Origin of the sequence: Parasphingopyxis sp., assembly GCF_028279465.1 — a bacterium.
Classification (GTDB): domain Bacteria; phylum Pseudomonadota; class Alphaproteobacteria; order Sphingomonadales; family Sphingomonadaceae; genus Parasphingopyxis.
Genome location: NZ_JANQNS010000015.1, coordinates 208,022 through 234,137, shown reverse-complemented (window position 1 = coordinate 234,137; position 26,116 = coordinate 208,022). Strand labels below are relative to the sequence as shown.

Here is a 26,116-nt window from a genome sequence, read left to right as displayed (position 1 = left end):
GAAAGGCACAGTGATTGACAGACTAGGACTAAGACAATGAAAAGTATGACGAAATACCTCGTCTCTGTCAGCGGTGTTACTCTTGCGGCCTTGGCCGCCAGCCCTGCTCTTGCGGCAGGCACCGACGCAGGGTCGAGCATTCTCAACACGGTTACCGTCGAATATCAGGTCGGCGGCAACGATCAGGACGATGTCGTCGCTTCCGACACATTCGTCGTCGACCGTGCGATCAACGTGATCGTCGCCGAAGTCGGCAACGCGACCACGTCGGTTTCGCCCGGCGAGCAAGATGCAGTCACGACCTTCGACGTCACTAATGAGACCAACGGTTTCATCGATATCGCGCTGGCCGTATCGCAGATCGTCGGCGGCACGGCTGCCCATGGCGGCACCGACTCGTTCGACGTCAACAATGTCGAAATCTATGTCGATGAAGGCAATGGCAGCTATGATGGCACCGAGAGCCAGGTCACCTTTCTCGACGAAATGGGCAATGGCGAAACGCGGCGCATCTTCATCGTCGCCGACGTCCCTACCGGACTTTCGACCGGCGATGTCGCCGATGTCGAGCTGACCGGTACGGCCCGTGAAGGCAATAGCGGCACGACGGGCGGCGCAGTCGGCGGTGCGATTACCGCGTCTACTGGCGGCGATACGGCCGGCGTGGATACGGTCTTTGCTGATGCCGATGGCGTATTCGACGGCGTCGCGTTCGACGATGACGATTATACGGTCCTCGCCGCGGCGCTGACCGCGCTGAAGGGCAGCACCGTGCTCAGCGTCAACTATCCGATCACCGGAGCCACGGAATTTTACAATATTCCGGGCGCCACGGTCGAATATTGCATCGCGGTGACCAACGCCGCGGGTGGCGCGGACGCGACGAGCGTCCAGATTTCCGACCCGTTGCCGGCCAATACGACCTTCGTCGCCTCGTCGATCGTGATCGGCGGTACCGCGACGATCGATGACAATGGCACGCCCGGGAATCCGGCCGACGATACGCTGACGAGCTGCGACAATAGTGGCGGTTCGGCTGGCGGTTCGTTCGGCAGCAACACGGTTTCGGCCAATCTCGGCACCGTGTCTGCGGGGACGACGGAAATCGTCACCTTCCGTGCGGTAATCGACTAAAGGGAAGCGCGTGGCCGCCGGAAAACGGCGGCCATCGCGTGGCTCGATGCGCCAACCGGTCCTCTTGGCATGTGCAATGTGTTTTGCACTGTTCGCTGCGCTGTGGACGCCAGCGGGCTCGATCGCACACGCCCAGACGATCAGCAATGTCGCTTATGCCGAATGGGACGAAGGCACCGAGCGGGTGCGCCGGCCTTCGAACCAGGTCGACATTACCGTCGAACCGATAGATGGGGCTCCCCCGGAAATTGGCTTGTTCCAATTTGGCCCCGGAGACGGCGGTGGCACGCAGGTCGTGCTCAACGGTACGAACTGCGTCGCGACACCGCCCCATATCTCGCTGCCGCTCGGCGAAAACTTTGTCGGTCAACCGATCGCGCCCGCTACGGTTAGCGGCGCGTCGGCCATCCGGCCCGGCGAACCGCTGGTATTCATGGTCGAGTTCGACGGTGCGAATACCAATCCCAATGCAACGGATACGTATGAAATCGTCATCGAGACGCCCGAGGGAGATCGGGAGCGTATTCGCCTGTCGGAAACGGGTCCGGATACCGGCGTCTTTGCCGGCTTTATTTATACGATAGCCGTACCGCCACAGCCTGTTCCCGAGAATTGCGAACTCTCCGTGGTGCCGGGTTCGGAACTCCGGATCGTCGCTACCGGCGAAAATGGCGTGCGCGAATTTCGCGAGCTGGTCGTCGATGTGCTTGAAAGTTTCGGCTCCACAGTATTCGACAGCGAGACCGGTGATCCAATCAATGGCGCGCGGGTCACGCTGGTCGATGCCGATACCGGACAGCCAGCCGAGCTGTTCGGGAATGACGGGTTTTCGAGCTTTCCCGCAACCGTGGTGACAGGCCAACCGGTCACCGACAGCCGGGGCTTCACCTATACGCCGGGGCCAGGCGATTTCTTCTTCCCGGTCGTGCCGCCCGGCCGATACCGGCTGATCGTCGAACCGCCCGATCCCTATACCGGAATCTCGCAAGCAACGCCGCAGGAACTTGCGGTTTTCGTCGATTCTCGGGGCGATCCCTATGACATCGTCCAGGGTTCCTATGGCGACGCTTTCATGATCGGCGGCCCGTCTTCGATCGAAATCGATGTCCCGCTCGATCGGCCGACCGCACCGTTGCGTATCGAAAAAGCCGCATCCCGCCAGCTCGCGCAGCCGGGTGATCCTGTGCTGTTCAGCATTCGCGTCAGCAGCACCGATCAGACGCGTCCGACCCGACCGATCACCATTCGCGACACGCTACCCGCGCAATTGCGGTTGCGGCCCGATTCGCTGCGTTTGAACGGCGTTGAGATCGCGAGCGGCGTTGAAATCACGCCAGATGGCCGGGATTTTGCCGTCCAGATACCAGCGCTGGCAGCCGGTGAAATGGCCATGCTGACCTATATCACCGAAGTCTTGCCGCAAGCGCGCGCAGGCGACGCGATCAATCGCGCTCGCGCCGAAGACGATCGCGGACAGACCAGCGACACCGTGGATGCCGCCGTCCGCATCCAGCGCGAGACGATTGCGAGCCGGATGACGATCATCGGCCGGATCACCGAAGGCGGGTGCGGCGTCGATCCGCGCACGGCGGCTGGCGTTCCGGGCGTGCGGGTCATGATGGAGGATGGCAGCTATTCGGTCACCGACGAGGATGGCCGCTATCACTTCGAAGCCGTGACGCCAGGTCTGCACGTCGTCCAGATCGATGAATCGACATTGCCGCTGGACCGCGCAGCCGTGGATTGCGCACGCAATACGCGCTCCGCTGGACGAGCCTTTTCCCGCTTCGTGGAGGGTCGCGGCGGCGGGCTGTATCGCGCCGATTTCCGCGTCCGTGCCGTCGAGCCGCGGGAAGCACCCGAAAGCGCTACGCCGGCCGTGGAGCGCCCCGAACCGCTCACCGACATTCAGGCGGCCGGTGGCGAGCGCGATTGGCTGGAAGGTCAGCAACCGGGCATCGCCTGGCTGTTCCCGGCGCCGGATCACAATCCCCGCACGCGTGTTGTTCGCGTCGCGATCAAGCATCTGCCCGGCCAAACCGTGCGCCTGTCGCTCGATGGCGAACAGGTGGCCGCAGTCGCGTTCGAAGGCCTGCGGACCAATGCCGCCGGCACCGTATCGGTCAGCCAGTGGCGCGGCATCGGCATCGAGCCGCGTGAGAACCGGTTCGTCGCCGAAATTCTCGACGCCAGCGGCGCCGCGGTCGAAACGCTCGAACGGACCGTCCATTTCGGCAATGCGCCAATCCGGGCCGAACTGGTCCGCGAACGATCACGTCTCATCGCCGATGGCGTCTCGCGTCCGCTGATCGCTGTGCGGCTGACCGACCGGGATGGCCGGCCCGTCCATCACGGGCTGACCGGCGATTTCGCAGTCCCCTCCCCTTACTTCCCCGCGGTCGAGGCCGATGCACAACAGGCACGGCAACTGGCGGGCCTCGAACGCGCGGCGCCGGTCTGGCGTGTCGAAGGCGATGAGGGCATCGCCTATATCGAACTCGAACCGACGACGGTCAGTGGTACGCTCTCGGTCACCTTCTCATTCCGCGACGGCGAGGTTTCGCGTGAGCAGCGGATCGAAACCTGGCTCGAACCCGGCGACCGGCCCTGGACTATTGTCGGCTTTGCCGCCGGTACGGTCGGCTTCAACCATCTCGACCGCAATCTCGAAGAGATCGGCGCGGACGAAGAGACCTGGTACACCGATGCGCGGGTCGCGCTTTATGCGCGCGGCCGCGTGACCGGCCAGTGGCTGATGACGCTCGCCTATGACAGCGACGCTGAACGCGACGAAACGCGCTTCCAGGGCATTATCGACCCGAACCAATATTACACCATCTATGCTGATCGATCGGAACGCCGCTTCGACGCCGCCAGCGTCCGCCGCCTCTATCTCCGGCTCGAACGGCCGCAATTCTACGCGATGTTCGGCGATTATGAGACGGGTTTCGATGAAACCCAGCTCGCCCGCTACAATCGCAGCTTCAACGGGGCGCGCGCGGAATTCCGTAACGAGCGGGTGTCGGCAACCGCCTTCGTCGCGGACACGCCCTACCGGTTCCGCCGCGTCGAAATACAAGGCAACGGCCTGACCGGCCCCTATGCCATCGGCAGCACGCAGATCCTCGCGAACAGCGAGCGCATCTTGATCGAAGTGCGCGACCGGCTGCGCTCGAACATCGTCATATCGACCCAACCGCTCGTCCGGCACATTGATTACGATATCGATTATTTCAACGGCACGATCCGCTTCCGCGAGCCGATCCTCAGCCGCGATTCTGCGTTGAACCCGCAAATCATCGTCGTCGAATATGAAGTCGACGGGGTCGCCGCGCGGCGCATCAATGCCGGTGCGCGAGTCACCTGGGCCACCGCCGATCAGCGGCTGCGCATCGGTGTTACGGCGTTGCGCGACGACGATAATCAGCGCGAGACGAATATGGGCGGCATCGATATCCGCTGGCGACCGACCGATACGACCGAAATCCGTGCCGAATTCGCCGCGAGCAACAGCGATCCGGGCAATGGCGCCGGTCCCGATACCGAGGATCCCGGCACGGCCACCGCCTGGCTGGTCGAGGCCGAGCATCACAGTTCGGACATCGATATCCTGGCCTATGCCCGCGAGCAGGAAGCCGAGTTCGGCGTCGGCCAGTTGAGCGGCGCGGAACGCGGCACGCGCAAATTCGGTTTCGACGGCCGCGTACGGATCGATGGCAGCCTGTCGCTCGCCGCGAGCGGCTGGCACGAGGATTTCCTGACGACGGGTGCACGCCGGATCGCCGGCCGCGCGCTGCTCGAATATCGCAGCGGTTCGACCGATAGCCGGCTCGGCATCATCTACAGCAATGACGAGCTCAGCGACGGAGAGACGCTCGAATCGACGCTGCTGCAGCTCGGCGTCACCCAGCGGCTGTTCGGCAATCGCCTGACGCTTGACGCGCAGACCGAGTTCGCACTCGACGATGCCGAAAGCGTCGACTTCCCAGCGCGCCACCAGTTCACCGCCCGTTTCGCGGCAACCGATTGGCTGACGCTAGTCGGCGGCTATGAGATCGCCGAGGGGGACACAGTCGATGCCCGCACTGCACGGGTCGGTTTCGATCTCCAGCCCTGGTCCGGCGCGCGGATTTCGCTCGCCGGCAATCAGCAGGACATCGCCGAATATGGCCCCCGCACCTTCGCCGCCTACGGCTTCGCCCAGTCGGTCGTGCTCGATGAAAACTGGTCGCTCGATTTCTCGCTCGACGGCAACAAGACGCTCAATGGCGGCATCGATCCCGATACCGTGATCAACCCGGCCCAGCCGATCGCGAGCGGCGGCTTTATCGGCAATGGCACCAACCCGATACTCACCGAAGACTTCACTGCCGTGACCGCCGGCGCCACCTATCGCGGCGAACGCTGGAGCTGGGCGGGCCGCGCCGAATATCGCGACGGGGAACGCGAAAACCGCTACGGCCTGACAACCTCGCTGCTCCGCCAGATCGGCGAAGGCAGCGCGGTGGGCGGCGCCTTCTCCTGGCTGCGCGCCGAACAGGATGGCGGCGCGACGAGCGAAGTCACGTCGCTCGAAATCTCGGTCGCGCACCGCCCGGCCTATAGCGACTGGTCCTTCCTCAACAAGCTCGAGCTGCGCAGCGACGAAATCACAAACGCCGTCGCGGGCCAGCCGGGCCCGGTCGGCAGCGCGCCCCTGCTGGTCAATGGCGATCAACGCTCGCGACGCATCGTCAACAGCTTCTCGCTCAACTATTCGCCGACCACGTCCGTGCTCAGCATGTTTGGCGGCAATGACTGGCTCGACCGCAGCGAGTTCACCTTCTTCTGGGGCACGCGCTACGTCTCCGATCGCTTCGGTACCGCCGATGTCGAAGGCTGGAGCAACCTGTTCGGTGCCGATGTGCGCTTCGATCTCTCCGAAACCATCGATATCGGCGCCTCGGCCAGCGTGCGCGAGGGCAATGGCGGGCGCGCCTGGACCTGGTCGGTCGGCCCGAATGTCGGGATCAGCCCCATGGAAAATACATGGATTTCAGTTGGTTACAATATCACCGGCTTCGAAGACCGCGATTTCGAGGCAGCCCGCTACACGCGTGACGGCCCCTATGTCACCTTCCGCCTGCGCTTCGACCAGCAGACCTTCCGCGATCTCGGCTTCTAGCGCCGCGCCGGTTGACACTGGTTGACACACGCCAGGGTATTCCCCTGGCCCTTATCCGTTCGAACGACCGTAGGTCGGTTATTTCTGCCACTCCTCTCCGTTTGCGGCAGCGCAGTCTATCATGCGCGGCCATGTGTAGGACAGGAAAATGGGGCTTTTTCTGTCAAACTCGACCGTTCGGTCGAACGCGGCACCGGGTTTTGATTGTCAGAACATTGCTCTCGCAATGTCGCGGCACCAGCCCGCTCCCCCTCCCGACCTCCCACAGGGTACACTTATTGGGAGGTCGGGAGGGGGAGCGGGCCGGTGCCGCGATTTTCCGTCAGGAAAATTCTGACAGAGAAATCTGGTACCTCTGGCCGGAGTCGAACCGGCACTCCCGAAGGAACTCGATTTTGAGTCGAGCGCGTCTACCAATTCCGCCACAGAGGCCCGCAGACAGGGAAAGCCGATTAGCGGAGCGCTCCGCACTCCGCAAGCGGCTCTGTGCCGGTCAGGCGAATGTATCGGCCAATCCTCTACCTTTTGGATCGTCACCATAGCGGTTCGCACCGGGCGTTCCATCCAAGCAGCAGAATACGATCAGGACGATCGCACCGACAAGCCATGCCAAACCTACTATACCGGAAATAGTTTCGCTCTGACTTCCAAGGACCATCGCCGCAATGAATGGCCCCCAGACGAGCAAGACCCACCAGCCACTCCTTCCCGTATCATGCAAACGCCTTACCGTGACGGCCAAGCCGGGCAGAAAGATTGCCAGGCCAATAGCAAAATAGAGTAACCCCAACCCCAAGAGAAACCCGGTTGCGGCCAAAGCACCCGCCGCATCGCTTGCCGCCATCAACAGCGCGCCGCCTCCAACGGCGAATATCAAAATGAAATATGTCACCCACAGAAGGAAGACGAACAGCGTCCACATCCAGAATTCCATGCGACGAGACCGTCCGCCGAATTCCGCGTACCGCCGGAGCGGCAAAAACATATATCCCATATAACCCCCCTTCTCTTGATCAAACACGCCGTGCGCATATCGGCGGATTCAATCCGGTCATTCGCCGGAAGATATGCAGGTCCGACAAAAACTCCCCGCGATCAACCTCTCCGTTCCGAAGACCTTTAGTTGCGCGGTGGCAGGCGGCGATAACTGAGCGCTTCGGCGACATGGACGCGGCCGACGTTTTCGCCGCCAGCGAGATCGGCAATGGTCCGCGCCACGCGCAACACGCGCGAATAGCCGCGCGCGGTCAGCCGCATCGCCTCGGCGGCCTGGCCCAGTAATTTGCGGCCCGCTTCGTCGGGCGTCGCCACGCTGTCGAGCAGCTCGCCATCGGCCTCGCTATTGGTGCGCACGCCTTCGTCAGCGAAACGCTCGGTCTGCAGCGCGCGCGCCGCAGCGACGCGCGCGGCCACGTCGGTCGATCCTTCCGCCGCCGGCGGCAGCGTGAGATCGGCGGCGGACACGGCTTGCACATCGACATGCAGGTCGATCCGGTCGAGCAGCGGGCCCGAAATCTTCGCCTGATAGTCGGCCGCGCATTTGGGCGCGCGCGAACAGGCGAGTGCGGCGTCTCCCAGATGGCCGCATCGGCACGGATTCATCGCCGCCACGAGTTGGACTCGCGCCGGGAAGCTGACATGCGCGTTCGCCCGCGCGATCGATACGGTGCCCGTTTCGAGCGGCTGGCGCAGCGAATCGAGTACCGGACGCTGGAATTCGGGCAGTTCGTCGAGAAACAGCACACCAAGATGCGCGAGGCTCACTTCGCCGGGCCGCACCTTGAGCCCGCCGCCGACCAACGCGGCCATCGAGGCCGAGTGATGCGGCGCGCGATAAGGCCGGTTGCGCGCGAGCTTACCGCCTTCCAGCGTGCCCGCGACGCTCGCCACCATCGATACTTCCAGCGCCTCCGCCGGTGTCAGTTCGGGCAGAATACCGGGCAGGCAGGCCGCCATCAGCGATTTGCCCGAACCCGGCGGGCCCGACATCAAGAGGTTGTGCCCGCCCGCCGCCGCGATCTCGAGCGCGCGCTTGGCCGTCTCCTGCCCTTTCACCTGACGCAAATCCGGACCGGTAGCGGGTTCCTCCACGTCTCCGGGCGTTGGCGGCGCGAGCTGACTCGTACCCTTGAAGTGATTGAGCAGCGAGAGGAGGTCGGGCGCGCCGATCACTTCGACATCGCCCGCCCAGGCCGCTTCCGCACCCTGCGCCGCCGGACAGATCAGGCCGAGCTCGCGCGCGGACGCATTGAGCGCGGCGAGCAATACGCCGGGCGACGGCGCGACCCGGCCGTCCAATCCCAGTTCGCCGACAACCACATAACCGGCCAGCGTTTCGGCATCGATCACGCCCATCGCGCCCAAAAGCCCGAGCGCAATCGGCAAATCGTAATGCGATCCCTCCTTGGGAAGGTCGGCCGGCGAGAGGTTGATCGTGATGCGCTTGGGCGGCAGCGCGAGGCCTATAGCCGCGATCGCGGCGCGCACCCGCTCCCGGCTCTCGGCAACAGCCTTGTCCGGCAGGCCCACCAGATTGAAGGCGGGTACGCCCGGCGCAATCTGCACCTGCACTTCGACCGCGCGGGCTTCCAGCCCCAGATAGGCAGTCGTCGCAACATGAGCGACCATTGCCACCCCCCCTATTTTCACTGTTTGTTCTGTTTTTGACACGCCCCGCCGCAAGAGTCGAGCAAAAGCCTCTATTCGGTCACATATCTTGTTCAAAAGACGCACATGTCTTGTTCACCAAGCGCATGATATTAGTTCGACATCATGAGAGAGCCGACTATCGCCGATCAACGCGACAAGCGCGCCGGAATCCGTTTCGTTCTGACGGTTATCGGCGGATTGCTCGTCATCACCGCGCCGATCGTCGGCCTGTTACCGGGACCGGGCGGTATTTTTATGTTCGCGATCGGTTTCCCGCTGATGCTCAAGAATTCGGCCATCGTCCGACGCTTCTACGCACGGCTCAAAGCGAAGCATCCGAAAAAGGGCGAATGGGTCGATTGGGCGATGCGGCGCAAGAGCACGCTCCGGCGCCTCCGCCGCAAGCGCGAACAGCAAGGCGCTGATTGACTTTAGCCGGGGCTTCGATTAGCAGAATGCCCAGATTTGAGGCCGCCCGAAAGGCGCGGCCCTTTTTGTTCCAGTTTTTGAGGAATTGAGCGATGAAGCGCACCTTCCAGCCGAGCAATCTCGTGCGCAAACGGCGGCATGGTTTTCGGGCCCGCAAGGCGACGGTCGGCGGCCGCAACGTGCTGCGCGCACGCCGTGCCAAGGGCCGCAAGAAGCTGTCCGCCTAAGGCGGTGTCTGCGCCCCGTGTGGCGACGCTAACGAAAAGACGCGATTTTCTCGCCGCCAATCGCGGCAAACGCGCGGCTATGCCCGGCTTCGTGCTGCTCGTTCGCGACCGGGCGGATGGCGACGACACGATCCGGCTCGGCATTACCGTTACCAAAAAAATCGGCGGCGCCGTCGTGCGCAACCGCATGAAGCGGCGGTTCCGCGCTTTGGGTCGCGAAGTCCTGCCGGAAAAGGGCATCATCGGCGCCGATCATGTTTTGATCGGCCGCAAGAGCGGGATAGACCGCGATTTCGGCGCGCTACGCAGCGACTTTTCCGAAGCGCTTGAGCGGTTGAGCCAATGATCGCAAAACTCCTTATCGGCCTCGCCCGGCTTTGGCAGATCGGGCCCTCGGCGATCCTGCCGCCGACCTGCCGCTATCAGCCTTCATGTTCGGCCTATGCGATCACGGCTTGGAAGCGCTATGGGGCATTCAAGGGTAGCTGGCTTGCGCTTCGGCGTATATCGCGCTGCCATCCTTGGGGCGGATCGGGCCACGATCCGGTTCCATAAGTAAGAGATTGAGACGAATGAGGAATTGCGGTGGATAATTCGCGCAACATGATCCTGGCGATCGCGCTGTCGGCGCTCGTGCTGATCGGCTGGAGTTTCATCGCTGAGCAGGTCGCTCCGCCCCCGCCCGAACCCGCGCCCGAAACGGCCGCCGAAGCCGATGTCGTGCTGCCCGAAGCCGAGATGCCCGCCGCCGAAAGCGTTGAGGCGACACGCACCGTGGCCGATGTGCTCGACGGAAACGATGCCGCCCGCATCGCGATCGAAACGCCCCGCCTCGAGGGCACGGTCAATCTGCGCGGCGCCCGTATCGACGATCTCGTGCTGCTCGATTATCGCGAAGAGATCGACGCGGACTCCCCGCCGATCCGGCTGCTCGCGCCCGACGATACGGACGAGACCTATTTCGCGCATTTCGGCTGGGCTGGTGAAGGCATCGAAATGCCGGACGGCGATACGGTCTGGCAAGCGGATGGCGAACGGCTCACACCCGACAACCCGGTCACGCTGAGTTGGCGCAATGGTACGGGCCAGCTCTTCGAGATCGAGCTTCAGGTCGACGCGGATTTTCTGTTCACGATCGCCCAACGGGTAAGCAACACAGGCAGTGCACCGATCAGCACGCGGCCGTATGCGCTGCTCATGCACCGGGGCGAAATGCGCAGCGGCGCGGTGCCCGATCCCGATACATGGCTGATCCATACCGGTCCGGCGGGCTTCTGGGACGATGTCCTGCACCGCGATCTCGATTTCAGCGATCTCGACGAGGCCGGATCAGCGGGCGAGCGCTTCTCGCTGCAAAATGGCTGGCTCGGCTTTAACGGCAAATATTGGCTCGGCGCGCTGGCGCCGGCTGGCGACCGCACGGTGGATGCCGCCTTCATGGCGCTGCCCGACGATCGCTATCAGGCGGTTTTCACCGGACAGCCGACCGTTATCCAAGGCGGCCGCGCGCTGACGACCGAAACCTATTTCTTCGCCGGCGCCAAGGAAACGCACCTGCTCGAACGCTATGAAGTCGAAGCGGGTATCAACCAGCTCGACCGGGCGATCGATTGGGGCTGGTTCTACTGGTTCGAACTACCGCTCTTCTATCTCTTGAGCTGGCTGTTCACGACAGTCGGCAATTTCGGCGTCGCGATCATTCTGATGACGTTCATCGTGCGCGGCCTGATGTTCCCGATCGCGCAGAAACAGTTCAGCTCCATGGCCGGGATGCGCGCCGTGCAGCCGAAGATGAAGGAAATCCAGGAGCGCTACAAAGACGACAAGCCGAAGATGCAGCAGGAGGTGCTCGCGCTCTATCAGCGCGAGAAGGTCAATCCGCTCGCGGGTTGTCTGCCGATCTTCCTGCAGATCCCGATCTTCTATGCGCTCTACAAGGTGCTGATGCTGTCGGTCGAAATGCGCCACGAGCCGTTCATGCTCTGGCTGCAGGATCTCTCGGCACCGGACCCTCTCACCCCGGTCAACCTGTTCGGCCTGCTGGCCTTCACCCCGCCGACCTGGTTTGCGATCGGCATCCTGCCGATCCTGCTCGGCATCACCATGTGGCTGCAGTTCAAGCTGAACCCGGCACCCATGGACCCGACCCAGCAGAAGATTTTCAGCATCATGCCCTGGGTCTTCATGGTCATCATGGCACCCTTCGCGGCCGGGCTGCAGCTCTACTGGGTAACGTCCAACATCCTCACCATCGCCCAGCAGAAATGGCTCTACAGCCGCGATCCGCGACTGAAGGAGCAGGCAAAGATGGTGAAAGACGAAACATAGGCCGTAAACCCGCACACAGGGCGTTCGCGGTTTGAAGCGAAATGGCCCAGCACAAGGAGGAAAGGCGCAGGAATATGTCAATATTTCCAGACTTTTCGACGTCGGGATGGGCCATTTCGGTCAAATCCCGTAGGGACGTTCAAATGGCTTCCATCTCGAACCGAAACACGCTTGCACAGGCAACCAGCCTGCGCGGCGCGTGTTTCGGCCCGATATGTTCGCCATTTGCACGCCTCGAGCGCCCTGTGTGTGGGTTTACGGCCTAGAACATGACCGATCAGGCTGCGATGGAAGAGATGATCCGGAAGACATTTTCCGGACCGATCGACTTCCTGAAATCTGCGCCGAGCCTGGAGTTCCTGCCCAATGCCGACCTGCCCGAAGTGGCCTTTGCCGGCCGATCCAATGTCGGCAAGTCAACGCTGCTCAATGCGCTGACCAACCGCAAGGGGCTCGCGCGCGCTTCGAACACGCCGGGGCGCACGCAGGAGCTGAATTTCTTCGAAGTCGGCAACCCGCCGCAATTCCGGCTCGTCGATATGCCCGGTTACGGGTTCGCCAAGGCTCCGCCGCAGGTCGCGAAACGCTGGCGGCACCTCATCAACGATTTCCTGCGCGGCCGCCCGACGCTCAAACGCACATTACTGCTGATCGATGCCCGCCGTGGCCTCAAGGATATCGACCGTGAACTCATGGACATGCTGGACGAGGCGGCAGTGAGCTACCGCATCGTGCTGACCAAGTCCGACAAGCTGAAAGACGAGGCGTTGGTGGACGCGGCTGCTAAGCTCACCGAACAAGCCAAGACGCATGCCGCAGCCCACCCCGACATCCTGACGACGTCGAGCGAAACCGGATTGGGTGTAGACGAACTGCGCAAAGCCGTTATCCAAGCCATCGGATAGCCAAACAAACTGAGAAAGGCCGTGCATGAAACTGATCATCGGAAATAGGGCCTATTCCTCCTGGTCGATGCGCGGTTGGTTGGCGCTCAAACAATCCGGTCTGTCCTTCGAGGAAGTCACCGTACCCCTGTTCAACGAGGAATGGGAAAAACGCCGCGAGGGCAACGAGTTTGCCGCGTCTTCGGGCAAAGTCCCGGTGCTGTGGGACGGCGACACGGTGGTCTGGGACAGCCTCGCGATCATCGACTGGCTCGCCGACAAGGTCGGGCGGGATCGTTTCTGGCCGAAAGACGAACGCGCGCGGGGCATGGCGCGGTCCATGGCCGCGGAAATGCATTCCAGTTTTCCCAACCTGCGCCGCGACCTGCCGATGAATGTCCGCAAGGTATTCCCAGCGCGGCCGCTCAGCACGGAGGTCGCCAGCGAGATCGGCCGCGTCCTCGAAATCTGGGCGCAAGCCCGGGCGCGCCATGGTGGCGAAAACCCCTTCCTGTTCGGCGATTTCTGCGCGGCGGACATCATGTATGCGCCAGTCTGCACGCGCTTCGTGACCTATTCGGTAAAACTCCCGCCCTTCGCCCAAGGCTATGTCCAGGCCGTGCTCGCCCATAGCTGGGTGCGCGAATGGATCAAGGCCGCGCAGGAGGAACCGTGGATCATCGAGCGCTATGAGGAAGCGCCCGAATAGCGCTTTTCCGGCTCAGCTCCAGTCGAAGTCGCTGCCATCCTTACGCCGAAAACCGCGGCCGTTTTCGAGATGCATGTCGATATCGGGGTAGTGGCAGTCGCTGGCGGCTGGCCGCCCGACGGCGATGTAGATGCAGCTTTCATCGCTCTCGTTGATCAGCACATGCCCATTGCCGTCATTCTTCGGAAAAGCCGCGCAGTCGCCGGCCCGCATCGGCTTTCGGCCAGTATCGTCGACAAGCACCGCTTCCCCCGCAAGCATCACGACGAACTCGTCCTCATCCTCATGCCAGTGGCGCTGCGCCGACCAGGCGCCCGGCTTCAGCTCGACATGGCTGACACCGAAGTCGCTAAGGCCGCCAGCCGGCGCGAGCCGCCGATACCAGCGCTCGGCAACCTCGGCCCGATGTTCGGGTGGATAGCCCGTCATATTGGTTTGCGGGATCGCATCGAGATCGAGCTTGGGCATGGCGCACTCCTGCTAGGCAAGGGGGAATAGCCCGGTTACACGCGTCGTGATGACCGATGCAATCGATCCGATGGAGCCGCTTGGAACGCTGATCGCCTGTCCGGACATCGATTTTGATCTCCTTAACGCAGTGATGGACGAGCGCCACGCGGCGGTTGCGAATGCTAACGTCCATGCGCCGACCGATATCTGTGAAGGCGTGCTGCGCCGCGCGTTGGCCTGAAGGAAGGCCACCATGCGGATTGCCTATCTCGCCTGCCGTCTGACTCTGCCGGATTCGCCGGAGCGGCGACCCGACGCGATCGAGCATGACCAGATGATAGCGTGCTTTCACGCTGCTTTCGCGGCACGTGGCGCGACGATCGAGGCGATCTCCTGGGATGACGACACTGCGGATTGGAGCCAGTTCGATGCCGTGCTGATCGGCTCGGCCTGGGACTATCAGGACAATCTGGAGAGCTTCCTCGATCATATTGCCGAGATCGAATCACAGACGAAGCTATTCAACGATTGCGCGACAGTCCGCTGGAATTGCCGCAAAACCTATCTGCGAGATCTCGCCGAGCGCGGTGTGCGAACCGTGCCGACCGCGTGGCTCGATCGCCCGACCGATGCCGATATTGCCCAAGCTTTTGACGCGCTGGGCAGCGACAGTCTTGTGATCAAGCGCCAGGTCGGCGCGAATGCCGAAGGGCAGTTTCGCCTCAAGCGCGGCGATCCGGTGCCGCCCATGCCGGAGCCGATGATGGCCCAGCCCTTCCTGCTGGCGATCCAGAGCGAAGGTGAGATGAGTTTAGTCTTTGTCGACGGAGCCTTCTCGCACGGGCTGATCAAGTCAGCGACCGATGGCGACTATCGCATCCAGTCCTCCTATGGCGGGCGCGAAGAGCGTTACACGCCGGACGCGGCGGACACCGCCTCTGCTACGTCTATTCTCGAAACGCTCGATGAAACACCGCTCTATGCGCGGGTCGATATGGTCCGCGGCGCGGATGGAGAAATGCTGCTGATGGAGTTGGAGCTGGTCGAACCGTTTCTCTATCCGCTCCAGGCCGACGGGCTTGGCGCGCGGATCTACGACGCGCTCGCGCGCCGTCTCAAGACGATATAGAGCGCGCCGCGCCCGCCATGACGCGGATGGGCGCCGCGCACCGCAGCGATATGCGGTGCATGGCGCGATGCCGCCAGCCAGTCGCCAACCGCCGCGCGAATCTTGCCGCGCGTCACCGGCCCCTCCCCCTTTGGCGCATGGCCCGTGATCAGCAGCGCGATGCGGGCGTGCGAGGCAATGGCCTGCCCCAGCCCGCGATCCAGCCGGTCATAGGCCGAGTTCAGGCTGTGGCCGTGCAGGTCGATCGTAACGTCGGGATCGACCCGGCCGCGCGTCAGCTTCCGGTCCCAACTCGCATCCAGCGTCTTGCCCGGGCCGGGCGCCGATTTGCGCTCGGGCAGTTTAGGCACGGCGTACGCGGAGAGATCGGCGCGTGGTGACGGCTTGGAGTTTGTCGGCAAATCCGTTTGCGGTCCGCGATCGAGCGGCTCAACGGTCTCGATCACCTTGTTCCAGAGCGCCTGTTCGTCCGCGCTGAGATCGCGCTCCGCCATTTAGTCAGCGCGTAGCAGGCGGGCGGCGGCGGTTCTCGGGATCAGCACATAGGCCTGACCTCGGCTCGCCATGCCGCTGGCAATGGCATAGGCCTCGTCGCCCGCACCCCAGAATGTGTCGAACCGGTTGGCGCCCCGGATCGCACTGCCGGTGTCCTGCGCGATCCACAGTCCGTCGGCGACATCATGTTCGAGGTCGAGAAAGACCGGCGCGCCGAGCGGCACAAAATCGGGGTCGGCCGCCACCGTACCGCGCGGCGTGACCGGCTGTCCGAGCGAACCCAGCGGTCCCGGCCCATTCACTTCCGTGAAGAATATGTAGCGGCGATTTTCCTGCATGATCTCGCGGCCACGGTCGGGATTGTCGCGCAGCCATGTCGCGATGCCCTCGGCCGTCGTCTGCCCGTCGCCGAGCAACCCGCGATCGCGCATCAACCGGCCAATGCTCGTATAGGGATAGCCGTTATTGCCGGCATAGCCGATCCGCATCGCATCGCCATCCGGCAGCCGCAAAATGCCCGACCCCTGCACCTGCAGAAAATAGAGATCGACGAGATCGCGGGCCCAGGCGATCGCGAGCCCCTGCCCGTCCAGCGCGCCATTTTCAATCGCGGCGCGCGTCAGCGAGGCATTCTCGCCGCATTCGGGTGCGCAAGGCTGTGGCACATTATCGGGCAGCGCGTAGACCGGCCATTCATAGCCATCGCGCTGCTCGCGGGCGGCGGGGATTTCTGGCTCATAATAGCCGGTCGCGAAAGCCTGCCCCGAGCCGACTTCGACCGCGCGGAAATGCGCGGCGAAGAAATCCTGCGGATCGCCGCGCCAGGAGGACACAGCCTCGCATGCGTGTGTCCAGTCGGTAGAGGTTGTCAGGCCCGTGCTATCTTCCCTACGAAGCAGCGACGGGCAGGATATCCGAAAGGTGCTCAGCGCCCGCTCCGCCTGTGTCCGGCTGATCTCCAACGATTCAACAGGTGGTCCTGAACGAACGCCCTGCCCCAGCGCGTTGGCTGCGGCGGGCGGCGCTGGAGTAGCGGCTGGCGGAGCGGGAGCCGGTGGAACCGTCTCAGGTGGCGGCGGACGGGATGCGCGCTCGGCAGCCGGCGGGATGATGCCGGCGCAGGCGGTCAGCGCGGAAAGCAGCAGGAGCGCGCCAGCGCTCCGCAGCTTGATCACGACGCCTCGTCGGTTTCGATCAGTTTCCAGTTGGGATCGGCATCGCGGACATTGCGCGCGAACGTCCAGATATCGTGCGTTTCGACCGCGTCCGAGAGCGATCCGGCGATAACGTTACCGTCCTTGTCGCGCGTCACGCCAGCGATATCGGCATCGAAGCGCAGGGTAATCCGCGCCGTGCCCGAATCATATTCCGCCATTTCGATCTGCGTCCGGTCGATCATGATCAGCTTATTGTCGAGCTCATGACCTTCGGCTTCGCGCGCATCAATCGCGGCGTTGAAGCTTTCCATCACTTCTTCGCTGACGAGATGCTCCAGATCGTCGCGATCGCCTTTCCAAAAGGCTTCGAGGATCATGCGGTATGCTGCCTGCGCGCCGATCAGAAATTCGTTGATGTCGAAGGACGAGTCGGCGGATGCGATCTTGCGGATACCGCCGGATGCGGCAGGCAGCACCAGCCCATCCGGTTCCTGTTCATTTGCCGGCGTCAGATCCGGAACGGGCTGCGGCCGCTGTTGCACGGGTGGCGGAGCTTCCACCGGGCGCGGCATGCGCGGCTCCTGTTCGTGACCGGTGCGCTGTCCTAATACGCTGAACAGCCGCAGGCCGACAAATACGGCCACCATCGCAAGAAGAATAATCTCGACCACAAGGCCTCCACTCGAAAAATCAGCCCATACATAGGCTTCGTGGCGGCGCGTTTCAAATAGGGAATGGGGCTTACGCCGTATTTTACCCTATCGATCACCCAGCACGGCCAAAATATCCCGGCTGAAACGCGCAATATCGAACCGCTCGCCATCGCCCACAGCATCGAACCCGCGCCGGACGATCACGATATTTCGCGCCGGGACGATGACTACATATTGGCCGCGATTGCCCATAGCTGCGTATGTACCTTCGGGCAGCCCCTGCTCCGGACCGAACAGCCAGAATTGCGCGCCATAGCCGACACCGCCCCTGCCCTGTGGCTGGTCCGGCGCGGGCGTCGCGACATAGGCGGACCAGCCTTCGGGCAGCAGCCGCTCGCCCTGCCACACGCCGTCGTTCAGATACAGTAGCCCCATGCGCGCCAGATCGCGTGCCGTCGTCCAAACCTGACTCGAAAGAATGAAATTGCCCTGCCAGTCAGTTTCGGACGTGGTCCGGGTCATGCCGACGCGCCACAGTAGCTCGGTAAACGGATAAGCGAGCGCGCGATCGCCATCGCCGAGAGCGAAGCGCAGGGCGCGCACGGCCAGCAGCGTATCATTATTGGCATAGCGCCAGCGCGTGCCCGGTACGGCCTCGAGCGGGAGCGCCGGAATCGAATCGGTGACAAGCTGGCCGCCGAAATAGACATCATCGGTGCGATTGCCGGCAAACGGACTCCATAACCCGCTGCTCATATGCAAGAGGTGATGCCAGTTGATCGCCGCGCGTGGGTCGCCGGGCGTCTGCCACGCCGGAACGGGCACGGGCCGATCGAGATCGACGATATCCTGGTGGACGGCGCGGCCGATCACCGTGGCCGCGATGCTCTTCGCCACGGACCAGGTGCGCTGCGGCCGGTGCATGTTGTAGCCGGCGCGATACTGCTCCCCAACGATATCGCCATCCTGCACGACGAGTACGGCCGTTGTCTCCGTGCCTGCGCCATAGGTGACCCGGTCGAGCGCCGACGCAAGAACATTATCGAGTTCTGCCTGCAGTCCGTCCGGCAGCACGCGAACCGCATTTGCATCACCGTGTGGCCAGGCGCGCGCATCGGTTACCGCCAAGTCCGGCGCGTCGATATCCGCGCCCAGCATTACCGGTTGCAACAGCCCCTCGGGATCGGCGCCCGTTGGCAATTGCGCACAGCCGAGCTGCGGTCGCCATTGTGCAACGCGCGGTGGCATGTCGTCGGAAAAGCGGACGCTCACCCGCTGGCGTTCGGAATCGATTTCGACCGGCAGGTCGCCGATCAGCGGCCGATATGCGGCGTAGATGCGCGTCAAATCGTCGGCGGCGACTTCCGCTTCGGTCTGCCCGGCATTGAAAATGCCACTGCACAGAAAGGCAGCCTTGTATCCTGCCGCAATCGCCAGATCGTGCGGCGCAGGCTGTTCATTCTGCGCATGTAGCGGCGTCATCGCGACGGCCACGGTGAACATTCCAAGAGCGAGAATCCTTGTAGTCATCGCATCATCCTGCAGTGCCGCCTGTCCCCTGACAAGCCGGGCAGCGCCATTGCCCTGCTTGCGCCCTGCTGCTAGCGGGCATCGCGAAATCGCGCAATTTCGCGCGCATCCATTCAATCAGGGAATTGAGGTATATAATCATGGCCGACGAACAGGGCGACGCACCCGATCAAGCAGCAGCCGGCGCGCCGGACGAAGCGCCGCGCGTCAACATCCTCGCACAATATGTGAAGGATCTGTCGTTCGAAAATCCGAACTCGCCGGGCGTCTACCAGGCGAACGAAACGCCGAAGATCGATGTGCAGTTCAATATCGGCAGCAATGGCGCGGGTGAAAATGTCTGGGAAGTGCTGCTCAAGATCGATGTCAGCGCCAAGCTCGAACAGGGCACGGCTTTTCAGGTCGAACTCGCCTATGCTGGCCTGTTTGGACTGACCAATGTGCCAGAGCAGCAGCGCGAGCCGTTTCTGCTCGTCGAAGCACCGCGCATTCTGTTCCCCTTTGCCCGGCGTATCCTCGCGGACACTGTGCGCGACGGCAATTTCCCGCCGCTGATGCTCGAGCCGATCGATTTCGCCGCGCTCTATATGCAGCAAAAGGCGCAGCTCGCGCAGGGCGGCTCCGACAATGTCAATATCGATTCGCCGATCGGCCAGGCCTGAGCCTAGCATGACGGGGCCGATGGCAGGGGCCGGCCGCACGCCATGAACCTGGTTCGGGCCACCGGAACGATCGGCGGCCTGACGATGGTCAGCCGCATCGCCGGGTTCGTGCGGGACATGCTGCTCGCACGCATACTCGGGCCCGGCATGGCGGCGGACAGTTTCTTCGTCGCCTTTCAGCTACCCAATATCTTCCGCCGGCTGTTCGCAGAGGGCGCCTTTGCCGCTGCCTTCGTACCGCTGTTCAGCCGCAAGCTCGGCAAGGATGGCGAGCTTGAGGACGCAGAAGAATTTTCGAGCGAAGTCGTGTCGGTCTTCGTACCGATCCTGATTCTGTTCGTCGCGCTGTTCGAGATCGCGATGCCGGCGATCATCTGGCTGATGGCCAGTGGCTTCCAAGAGGTGCCCGGCAAGTTCGAACTGACCGTCGCGCTGGCGCGGATCACTTTTCCCTATCTCTTCCTGATCAGCATGGTCGCGCTGCTCGCCGCGATCCTCAACTCCATGTCGCGATTCGCGGCCGGGGCGAGTTTTCCGATCCTGCTCAACCTCGTGCTGATCGCGGCGCTGCTGATCGGGAGCCAAATCGCGGATGGCGATACGGTGCTGATCGCCTATCTGCTCGCGGGCGGCGTGGCGCTGGGCGGCGTCGTACAGCTGGCATGGCTCTGGTTCTGGATGAAACGCAGTGGATTTCGGCTGCGGTTCCAGCGCCCGCGCCTGACCAAGGACGTCAAAGAGCTTGGCATCATCATCCTGCCCGCCGCGTTCGGCGCGGGCGTCTATCAGATCAGTCAGCTCGTGCAGCTCTTCTTCGCAACGCAATTGCCGAGCGGGTCGGTCAGCCATCTGAACTTCGCGGACCGGCTGAACCAGTTGCCGCTCGGCGTGATCGGCATTGCATTGGGCACCGCTATCCTCCCTGCCTTGTCCCGCCATATCGGCGCAGACGACAAAGCACAGGCCGATCGCGTCCAATCGAACGCCATCGAGCTCGCGATGCTCCTGACATTCCCGGCGGCGGCAGCGCTGATGATCTGCGCGCCCGCCTTCGTGAACGCCTTTTTCCTCGGCGGGCAGTTCGACGCGGACGATGCGCGAATCACGAGCAATGTGCTCGCGGCACTCGTCGCGGGGCTGCCGGCCTATGTGCTCATCAAAGTGCTCACGCCGGCCTTTTTCTCGCGCAAGGATACACGCACGCCCGTCTATGCCGCGGCCCTCGTGCTGATCTTCTTCATCACCTTCAACGTGCTGATGATCGACCGGCTCGGCATTGTCGGCATTGCGTCGGCGACGGCGATCGGCGCATGGCTCAACGTCTTCATGCTCTACGCGATTATGCGAAAGCGCGGTCATTATGCGCTGAACGCGCCGCTTGTCCGGCGGCTGTTGAGCCAGCTTCTGGCGACGGGCGCGATGACAGCGATGCTCTTCTATCTCCTGCCCTATCTGAGCGACTGGTTCGGCGGCAGCGTGTTCGAACGTGTCGCGTCCATCGCGGCACTGGTCAGCGCGGGCATGCTCGTCTATTTCGGCGCGGCGGCGCTGACCGGCGCCATCGATCGCTCCAAGATCGCCCTCCTCGTCAAGCGAAAGGCCCCCAACTGATGCGTGTCGTTTCTGGCATCCAGCCCACCGGTAATCTCCATCTCGGCAATTATCTCGGCGCGATTCAGAACTGGGTGAAGATGCAGGACGAGGGCGAATGCCTGTTCTTCCTCGCCGATCTGCACGCCATTTCAATGCCGATCGACGCGGCCGAACTCAGTGCCGGCACGCGCGAGATGGCGGCGGCGCTGATCGCGTCGGGCATCGATCCGGACCGCTCGACACTGTTCAACCAGGCGCGCGTACCCGCGCATGCCGAACTGCAATGGCTGCTGTCGGGCACAGCGCGCATGGGTTGGCTCAACCGCATGACGCAGTTCAAGGACAAGTCCGGCAAGAATAAGGAGGGCGCGAGCATCGCACTCTTCGCCTATCCGGTTCTCCAGGCCGCCGACGTATTGCTCTACAATGCCACGCATGTGCCGGTCGGCGAGGATCAGAAACAGCATCTCGAACTGGCGCGCGATATCGCGGAAAAGTTCAACACCGATACCGGCACCGAGACCTTCGTCCTGCCCGAACCCTATATCGGCGCGACGGCTGCGCGGATCATGTCGCTCCGGGACGGCTCGGCGAAGATGTCCAAGTCGGACGTTTCGGACATGAGCCGGATCAACCTGGCCGACGATGCCGATGCGATCGCAAAGAAAATCCGCAAGGCGCGCACCGATCCCGATCCCCTGCCCGACACCATGGATGGGCTGGCGGAACGGCCCGAGGCGCGCAACCTCGTGACGATCTACGCGGCCTTGGCGGAAACCGATCCGGATGCGGTACTGGCCGATTTCGCCGGCAAAGGCTTTGGCGATTTCAAGCCGGCACTGGCCGATCTCACCGTTTCGGTGCTCGAACCGATTTCGGCGAATTTCAACGCGCTCAAGGACGATGCGACGACGCTCGATTCGATCCTGCAGGCGGGCGCGGAGAAAGCGGCAGCCACCGGTGCGCCTATCCTGGCAGACGCCTATCGCGCTTTGGGCTTGCTCAGCGGACGGTAGCGACAATTCGTTCATGGAACGTTCAATCGGGGTTCAGGCGACTTGGTATAGCGCAGTCTGATATAATATAGTTGGCTGTAACTGGTTACGGAGACCCGCCATGTCCCGGAGATTATTTACCCTTGCCGCGCCCATCGCGATGCTGGCTATCGCGGCCTGCACGACACCGTTCCGCGCGGACGTCGCACGGTTCCAGCAAATGCCCGCGCCGCAGGGCGAAAGCTTCTACATCCAGCCCGCCGATGAAGCGCTGGCTGGCGGTCTCGAATTCGCCACCTATGCCAATCTGGTCGCGCTAGAACTCGGCGAATATGGATATGCCGCCGCACCCTCGGCACAGGACGCGACGCTCGTGGTGACGATGCAGTATAGCGTGGACGACGGACGCGAACGCATTGTCACGAGTCCCGGCTTCCATCGCGGATTCTGGGGCTATCGTTCGGCCTTCTATCGCCCCTGGGGCTGGGGCTGGCGCTCGCCTTACCATTTCGGCTGGTACGATCCGTTTTTCGACAGCGGCTTCGGCTATCCCCGTGTCCGCAGTTACACGCTTTATACAAGTGAGCTCGAGCTGCGAATCGATCGTGCGTCCAATGGCGAATCCGTCTTCGAGGGCCGCGCCCGGGCGCGCTCGCGCAACGATGCCCTTACCGAACTTGTGCCCAATCTGGTCGAAGCGATGTTCACCGGCTTTCCCGGCAATTCGGGCGAGGAAGTCCGCATCACGGTGATGCCGCGCGAAGACGGCTAGAAACGTTTCCCGGAACGTAAATGGGCGCGGCTTCCCAATAGAGAGAGCCGCGCCCTATTTGTTTAGTTTCTAGTTTTCGAGTTTGCGCAGAAGCGAACGCACGTCCGAATCGAGTTCGCTATCGGCCGCGCGCAATTCCTTGATCCGCTTGATCGCGTGAATCACGGTCGTGTGATCGCGGCCGCCGAAGCGCCGGCCGATCTCGGGCAGTGACCGCGGGGTCAAGCGCTTCGCCAGATACATTGCCACCTGGCGTGGGCGCGCCACTTCGCGGGCCCGGCGCGCCGATGTCATCTCGGCATGCCGGATGCCGTAATGCTCGCACACGCTGCGCTGGATCTCGTCGATCGTGATGCGGCGCTGCGAGTGGCGCAGCAGGTCCGCCAGTGTTTCTTGCGCAAAGGGCAGATCGATCGGACGCTTGGACAGCAGCGAATAGGCGACGACACGGGTCAGCGCGCCTTCGAGTTCGCGAATGCTCGCCGAGAAGCGCTGGGCGAGGAAATCGGCCACGTCCTTCGGCATATCGGCCTGCGGCATTTGTCCCAATTTGTGCGCGACGATGCGGCGGCGATGGTCGAGATCGGGCTGCCGCAGGTCGGTCACCAGCCCGCCCGCAAGGCGCGAGGCGATCCGTTTGTCGACCGCGCCCAGTTCATGCGGCGGACGATCGGCGCTGATCACGAGACGATGGCCGGTTGCAATTATCTCGTTGATTGTATGAAAGAATTCTTCCTGCGTCGCTTCCTTGCCGGCAATGAATTGAACGTCGTCGACGAGCAGAAGATCGGCCGAGCGCAGCTTCTGCTTGAACCCGATCGTATCCTTGTCACGCATCGCGGACACGAATTCATACATGAACTTTTCAGCCGACATATAGAGCACATTCGAGCGCGGTTTCTGCCGCAGAAACTCATGACCGATCGCGTGAAGCAGATGAGTCTTGCCGAGGCCCGTGCCCGCATGAATGTAAAGCGAGCTGAACATCGGCACGCCGACATCGGCCATCATGCGCGCTGCATTGAACGCCACCTCGTTGGCGGTGCCCGTCACGAAGTTGGAGAAGACGTAGCGATTCTCGAGCGGCGTTCCGATGCTGTCGCCGCTGGTGCCCGAAAGCTGTTCGGTCGGCGGCAAGACATCTTCTTCGCCGACGATGAAGAGCGCCGGACGCGAGGCGCCTTCCGCCGCGACGATATCGATCTCGCGCACGCTGGGCACCGTCGCGCGCCACGCATAGCGCAGCCGGTCCGAATAATGTTCGCGCACCCAATCGGCCATGAAGTGCGAAGGAAGTTCGAGGCGGATCTGACCAGCCTCTTCTTCATAGGAGATCAGCTTCATCGGCTTCAGCCAATGATCGAAAGTCCGCGCGCCAAGATCGCGCCGAAGACCGTTTCTAATTGCTTCCCATGCTGCTTCGAAAGGCTCGTGCCCGCTCACAACGCCCGCATCCGCTTCACCGATACCCGTATCACGCACCACTCAGGAGTCCTCCCCTTTGCTACCCACTCCGTCCGACATGATCCGGCGCTTTTAGCTCGCCTGGATCACACAGTTGCCGGACGAAGAACCCCCTCTGCGAAAACAGGCGTTTTCGCATTGCACTTTACTCTGGCGACTGTGCCGGTCGGGAAGAATCGCTACCGACCGAGAAGCTGTTTGATGAATTGTTAACGCGCCCAACGCAAGGGGGGCGACAGTCAAAATTTTGAAATAAATGGGGTTGACACGGAGAGCTGCCAATCTTGAGCAAACTCGCATCAATAGATTGTTTTTAAAAGATTTTCATCCACATTTGGCAATCCCGAATCGATTCGAAATTCGCGCGACTCGTTGAGATTCCAAGTGTAACTATTCTGAAAGAAATTTTTCGCATTGCCGATCGGCGCGACGGCTGCCGATCGCGACGGACCGGCCGAATTATTTCAGAGCCGCAACCCGTTTGGAGAGGCGCGAAAGCTTCCGCGATGCCGTATTCTTGTGGAAGATTCCCTTCGCAACGCCGCGCGCCAGTTCCGGCTGCATGGCCTGAAGCGCTTCGGTGGCTTCCTTCTTGTCGCCGGCTTCGACAGCCGTTTCGACCCGCTTGATGAAAGTGCGGATCCGGCTCACCCGGTTGGTGTTCACAACAGCGCGCCGATTATTACGGCGAATGCGTTTCTTGGCCTGGGGCGTATTGGCCATAATAAACCTCGATCATGTCAAAATAAAAAGGCGCAGCCTTCGCCGCACCGCAAGCGACAGGCACCTAGCTATCGCGGCGCTCAAGGTCAAGCCTCTCGCGTCCGTCTCACCGCTGGCACTGGGGGCAGTAAAAAGTCGAACGGCCGCTATCGACACGCCGCCGGATCGTACCGCCGCACTGGCACGGCTCCCCTTCCCGTCCATAGGCGCGCCAGCTCTTGAAGAAGTAACCGAGCTCGCCATTGGGCTGCGCATAGTCCCGCAAGCTCGATCCGCCTGCCTCGATGGCGGAGGCGATGATGTCGCGGATAGCGTCAACGAGCCGCTCCAGACGCACCGGGCGTATCCGACGGCCCTGTGTGCCCGGCGCGATGCGCGCCTGGTTCAGTGCTTCGCACACATAGATGTTGCCGAGACCCGCAACGACTCGCTGGTCGAGCAACAGCGCCTTTATCGAGCCGGTACGCCCGTCCAGCGCGCCCGCCAGATACTCGACGGTGAAATCCGCGCCCAACGGTTCGGGGCCAAGCGTCGCGAAAGGCGGAAAATCCTGCAGTGCATCGGTCGCCAGCAAATCCAGCGAACCGAATCGGCGCGGATCGTTGAGTGCGACGGTTCGCCCCGAGCCTGTCTCGATCACCAGATGGTCATGCGGGCCGATCTCGTCAGGATCGAGCCGCCAGCGCCCCGACATGCCCAGATGGAAGATCAGCGTGTCGCCGCGATCCGTGTCGATCAATCCATATTTCGCGCGCCGCCCAAGGGCGGTGACGATCGCGCCCGTCATCCGCTGGCGCAGGTCGGCCGGAATCGGACGGCGCAGATCGGGCCTGCGCGGTTCGACCCGCACCAGCCGTTCGCCGCGGAGGACCGGCTCCAATCCGCGCACGGTAGTTTCGACTTCGGGAAGCTCAGGCATGGCATTGCAGCTAAGATGCGTTTGCGGGCGCGGCAAGGCTTGGCTAGAGC

25 protein-coding genes and 1 tRNA gene are annotated in these 26,116 nt (G+C 62.6%); 15 read left to right on the top strand and 11 right to left on the bottom strand.

Annotation, left to right across the window (positions count from 1 at the left end; translation table 11 throughout):
* The first annotated feature begins 36 nt into the window (after nucleotides 1–36).
* Together Q0974_RS10535 and Q0974_RS10530 are read left to right on the top strand one after the other, a co-directional pair.
* On the top strand, nucleotides 37–1,134 hold the full coding sequence (locus Q0974_RS10535) for a hypothetical protein (protein WP_299327366.1): 1,098 nt from the start codon (nucleotides 37–39) through the stop codon (nucleotides 1,132–1,134).
* A gap of 76 nt (nucleotides 1,135–1,210) precedes the next feature.
* Entirely contained in the window at nucleotides 1,211–6,298 is a 5,088-nt protein-coding gene (locus tag Q0974_RS10530; protein ID WP_299327364.1) for a hypothetical protein, read from the top strand.
* 347 nt (nucleotides 6,299–6,645) lie between these two features.
* Here Q0974_RS10530 and Q0974_RS10525 read toward each other — a convergent pair.
* From Q0974_RS10525 to Q0974_RS10515, 3 genes are all read right to left on the bottom strand, one after another.
* A tRNA-Leu gene (locus Q0974_RS10525) sits at nucleotides 6,646–6,730 on the bottom strand.
* A gap of 61 nt (nucleotides 6,731–6,791) precedes the next feature.
* Nucleotides 6,792–7,292, bottom strand: a complete 501-nt coding sequence (locus Q0974_RS10520) for a DUF805 domain-containing protein (RefSeq protein ID WP_299327362.1) — start codon at nucleotides 7,290–7,292, stop codon at nucleotides 6,792–6,794.
* Nucleotides 7,293–7,417: 125 nt separating this feature from the next.
* Nucleotides 7,418–8,926: a YifB family Mg chelatase-like AAA ATPase gene (locus tag Q0974_RS10515; RefSeq protein WP_299327360.1), complete on the bottom strand. Its 1,509-nt coding sequence runs from the start codon at nucleotides 8,924–8,926 to the stop codon at nucleotides 7,418–7,420.
* Between the two features lie 144 nt (nucleotides 8,927–9,070).
* Here Q0974_RS10515 and Q0974_RS10510 point away from each other — a divergent pair, with 144 nt between their 5' ends.
* The 7 genes from Q0974_RS10510 (at nucleotide 9,071) to Q0974_RS10480 (ending at nucleotide 13,524) form a co-directional block, all read left to right on the top strand.
* On the top strand, nucleotides 9,071–9,376 hold the full coding sequence (locus tag Q0974_RS10510) for a hypothetical protein (RefSeq protein ID WP_299327359.1): 306 nt from the start codon (nucleotides 9,071–9,073) through the stop codon (nucleotides 9,374–9,376).
* A 92-nt stretch (nucleotides 9,377–9,468) separates the two neighbouring features.
* Nucleotides 9,469–9,603: a 50S ribosomal protein L34 gene (rpmH, locus tag Q0974_RS10505; RefSeq protein WP_176874774.1), complete on the top strand. Its 135-nt coding sequence runs from the start codon at nucleotides 9,469–9,471 to the stop codon at nucleotides 9,601–9,603.
* 4 nt (nucleotides 9,604–9,607) lie between these two features.
* Nucleotides 9,608–9,949, top strand: a complete 342-nt coding sequence (gene rnpA, locus Q0974_RS10500; RefSeq protein ID WP_366943592.1) for a ribonuclease P protein component — start codon at nucleotides 9,608–9,610, stop codon at nucleotides 9,947–9,949.
* Nucleotides 9,946–10,158, top strand: a complete 213-nt coding sequence (gene yidD / locus Q0974_RS10495) for a membrane protein insertion efficiency factor YidD (RefSeq protein ID WP_299327307.1) — start codon at nucleotides 9,946–9,948, stop codon at nucleotides 10,156–10,158. The genes rnpA and yidD overlap by 4 nt, the downstream gene beginning before the upstream one ends.
* Before the next feature lie 30 nt (nucleotides 10,159–10,188).
* Nucleotides 10,189–11,931, top strand: coding sequence for a membrane protein insertase YidC (gene yidC, locus Q0974_RS10490; RefSeq protein WP_299327305.1), 1,743 nt, complete (start codon nucleotides 10,189–10,191; stop codon nucleotides 11,929–11,931).
* Between the two features lie 269 nt (nucleotides 11,932–12,200).
* The gene (yihA, locus tag Q0974_RS10485) at nucleotides 12,201–12,836 is read left to right on the top strand and encodes a ribosome biogenesis GTP-binding protein YihA/YsxC (protein WP_299327304.1); all 636 of its coding nucleotides are present in this window, start codon (nucleotides 12,201–12,203) and stop codon (nucleotides 12,834–12,836) included.
* A 25-nt stretch (nucleotides 12,837–12,861) separates the two neighbouring features.
* Nucleotides 12,862–13,524, top strand: coding sequence for a glutathione S-transferase family protein (locus Q0974_RS10480; protein WP_299327303.1), 663 nt, complete (start codon nucleotides 12,862–12,864; stop codon nucleotides 13,522–13,524).
* Nucleotides 13,525–13,536: 12 nt separating this feature from the next.
* Here the strand turns inward: Q0974_RS10480 and Q0974_RS10475 are convergent, their stop codons facing one another.
* Nucleotides 13,537–13,992 carry a cupin domain-containing protein gene (locus Q0974_RS10475; RefSeq protein ID WP_299327302.1) on the bottom strand — a complete coding sequence of 152 codons (456 nt, stop codon included), beginning with the start codon at nucleotides 13,990–13,992 and terminating at the stop codon, nucleotides 13,537–13,539.
* A gap of 49 nt (nucleotides 13,993–14,041) precedes the next feature.
* Between Q0974_RS10475 and Q0974_RS10470 the strand changes: the two genes are divergently transcribed.
* Entirely contained in the window at nucleotides 14,042–14,215 is a 174-nt protein-coding gene (locus Q0974_RS10470; RefSeq protein ID WP_299327301.1) for a hypothetical protein, read from the top strand.
* 12 nt (nucleotides 14,216–14,227) lie between these two features.
* A complete protein-coding gene (locus Q0974_RS10465) occupies nucleotides 14,228–15,103 on the top strand; it encodes a hypothetical protein (protein WP_299327300.1) in 876 nt (291 codons plus the stop codon).
* Here Q0974_RS10465 and Q0974_RS10460 read toward each other — a convergent pair.
* The 4 genes from Q0974_RS10460 to Q0974_RS10445 all read right to left on the bottom strand — a co-directional run bounded on the left by Q0974_RS10460 (nucleotide 15,067) and on the right by Q0974_RS10445 (nucleotide 18,938).
* Nucleotides 15,067–15,597, bottom strand: coding sequence for a Smr/MutS family protein (locus tag Q0974_RS10460; RefSeq protein WP_299327299.1), 531 nt, complete (start codon nucleotides 15,595–15,597; stop codon nucleotides 15,067–15,069). The genes Q0974_RS10465 and Q0974_RS10460 overlap by 37 nt on opposite strands.
* The gene (locus tag Q0974_RS10455; protein ID WP_366943591.1) at nucleotides 15,598–16,431 is read right to left on the bottom strand and encodes an MltA domain-containing protein; all 834 of its coding nucleotides are present in this window, start codon (nucleotides 16,429–16,431) and stop codon (nucleotides 15,598–15,600) included.
* Between the two features lie 338 nt (nucleotides 16,432–16,769).
* Nucleotides 16,770–17,426 carry a Tim44/TimA family putative adaptor protein gene (locus tag Q0974_RS10450; protein WP_299327297.1) on the bottom strand — a complete coding sequence of 219 codons (657 nt, stop codon included), beginning with the start codon at nucleotides 17,424–17,426 and terminating at the stop codon, nucleotides 16,770–16,772.
* A gap of 87 nt (nucleotides 17,427–17,513) precedes the next feature.
* On the bottom strand, nucleotides 17,514–18,938 hold the full coding sequence (locus Q0974_RS10445; protein WP_299327295.1) for a serine hydrolase: 1,425 nt from the start codon (nucleotides 18,936–18,938) through the stop codon (nucleotides 17,514–17,516).
* Nucleotides 18,939–19,078: 140 nt separating this feature from the next.
* Between Q0974_RS10445 and secB the strand changes: the two genes are divergently transcribed.
* The 4 genes from secB to Q0974_RS10425 all read left to right on the top strand — a co-directional run bounded on the left by secB (nucleotide 19,079) and on the right by Q0974_RS10425 (nucleotide 22,960).
* Complete coding sequence (secB, locus tag Q0974_RS10440; protein ID WP_299327293.1) at nucleotides 19,079–19,600, top strand: protein-export chaperone SecB; 522 nt, start codon at nucleotides 19,079–19,081, stop codon at nucleotides 19,598–19,600.
* A 42-nt stretch (nucleotides 19,601–19,642) separates the two neighbouring features.
* Nucleotides 19,643–21,211, top strand: coding sequence for a murein biosynthesis integral membrane protein MurJ (murJ, locus tag Q0974_RS10435; protein WP_299327291.1), 1,569 nt, complete (start codon nucleotides 19,643–19,645; stop codon nucleotides 21,209–21,211).
* Complete coding sequence (trpS, locus tag Q0974_RS10430) at nucleotides 21,211–22,209, top strand: tryptophan--tRNA ligase (RefSeq protein WP_299327286.1); 999 nt, start codon at nucleotides 21,211–21,213, stop codon at nucleotides 22,207–22,209. The genes murJ and trpS overlap by 1 nt, the downstream gene beginning before the upstream one ends.
* Before the next feature lie 100 nt (nucleotides 22,210–22,309).
* Nucleotides 22,310–22,960: a DUF4136 domain-containing protein gene (locus Q0974_RS10425; protein WP_299327284.1), complete on the top strand. Its 651-nt coding sequence runs from the start codon at nucleotides 22,310–22,312 to the stop codon at nucleotides 22,958–22,960.
* Nucleotides 22,961–23,029: 69 nt separating this feature from the next.
* Here Q0974_RS10425 and dnaA read toward each other — a convergent pair whose 3' ends face one another.
* The 3 genes from dnaA to mutM all read right to left on the bottom strand — a co-directional run bounded on the left by dnaA (nucleotide 23,030) and on the right by mutM (nucleotide 26,066).
* The gene (dnaA, locus tag Q0974_RS10420; RefSeq protein WP_299327283.1) at nucleotides 23,030–24,442 is read right to left on the bottom strand and encodes a chromosomal replication initiator protein DnaA; all 1,413 of its coding nucleotides are present in this window, start codon (nucleotides 24,440–24,442) and stop codon (nucleotides 23,030–23,032) included.
* A 441-nt stretch (nucleotides 24,443–24,883) separates the two neighbouring features.
* Entirely contained in the window at nucleotides 24,884–25,147 is a 264-nt protein-coding gene (rpsT, locus tag Q0974_RS10415) for a 30S ribosomal protein S20 (protein ID WP_299327282.1), read from the bottom strand.
* A gap of 106 nt (nucleotides 25,148–25,253) precedes the next feature.
* Complete coding sequence (gene mutM, locus Q0974_RS10410; protein ID WP_299327281.1) at nucleotides 25,254–26,066, bottom strand: bifunctional DNA-formamidopyrimidine glycosylase/DNA-(apurinic or apyrimidinic site) lyase; 813 nt, start codon at nucleotides 26,064–26,066, stop codon at nucleotides 25,254–25,256.
* Between the last annotated feature and the right edge of the window lie 50 nt (nucleotides 26,067–26,116).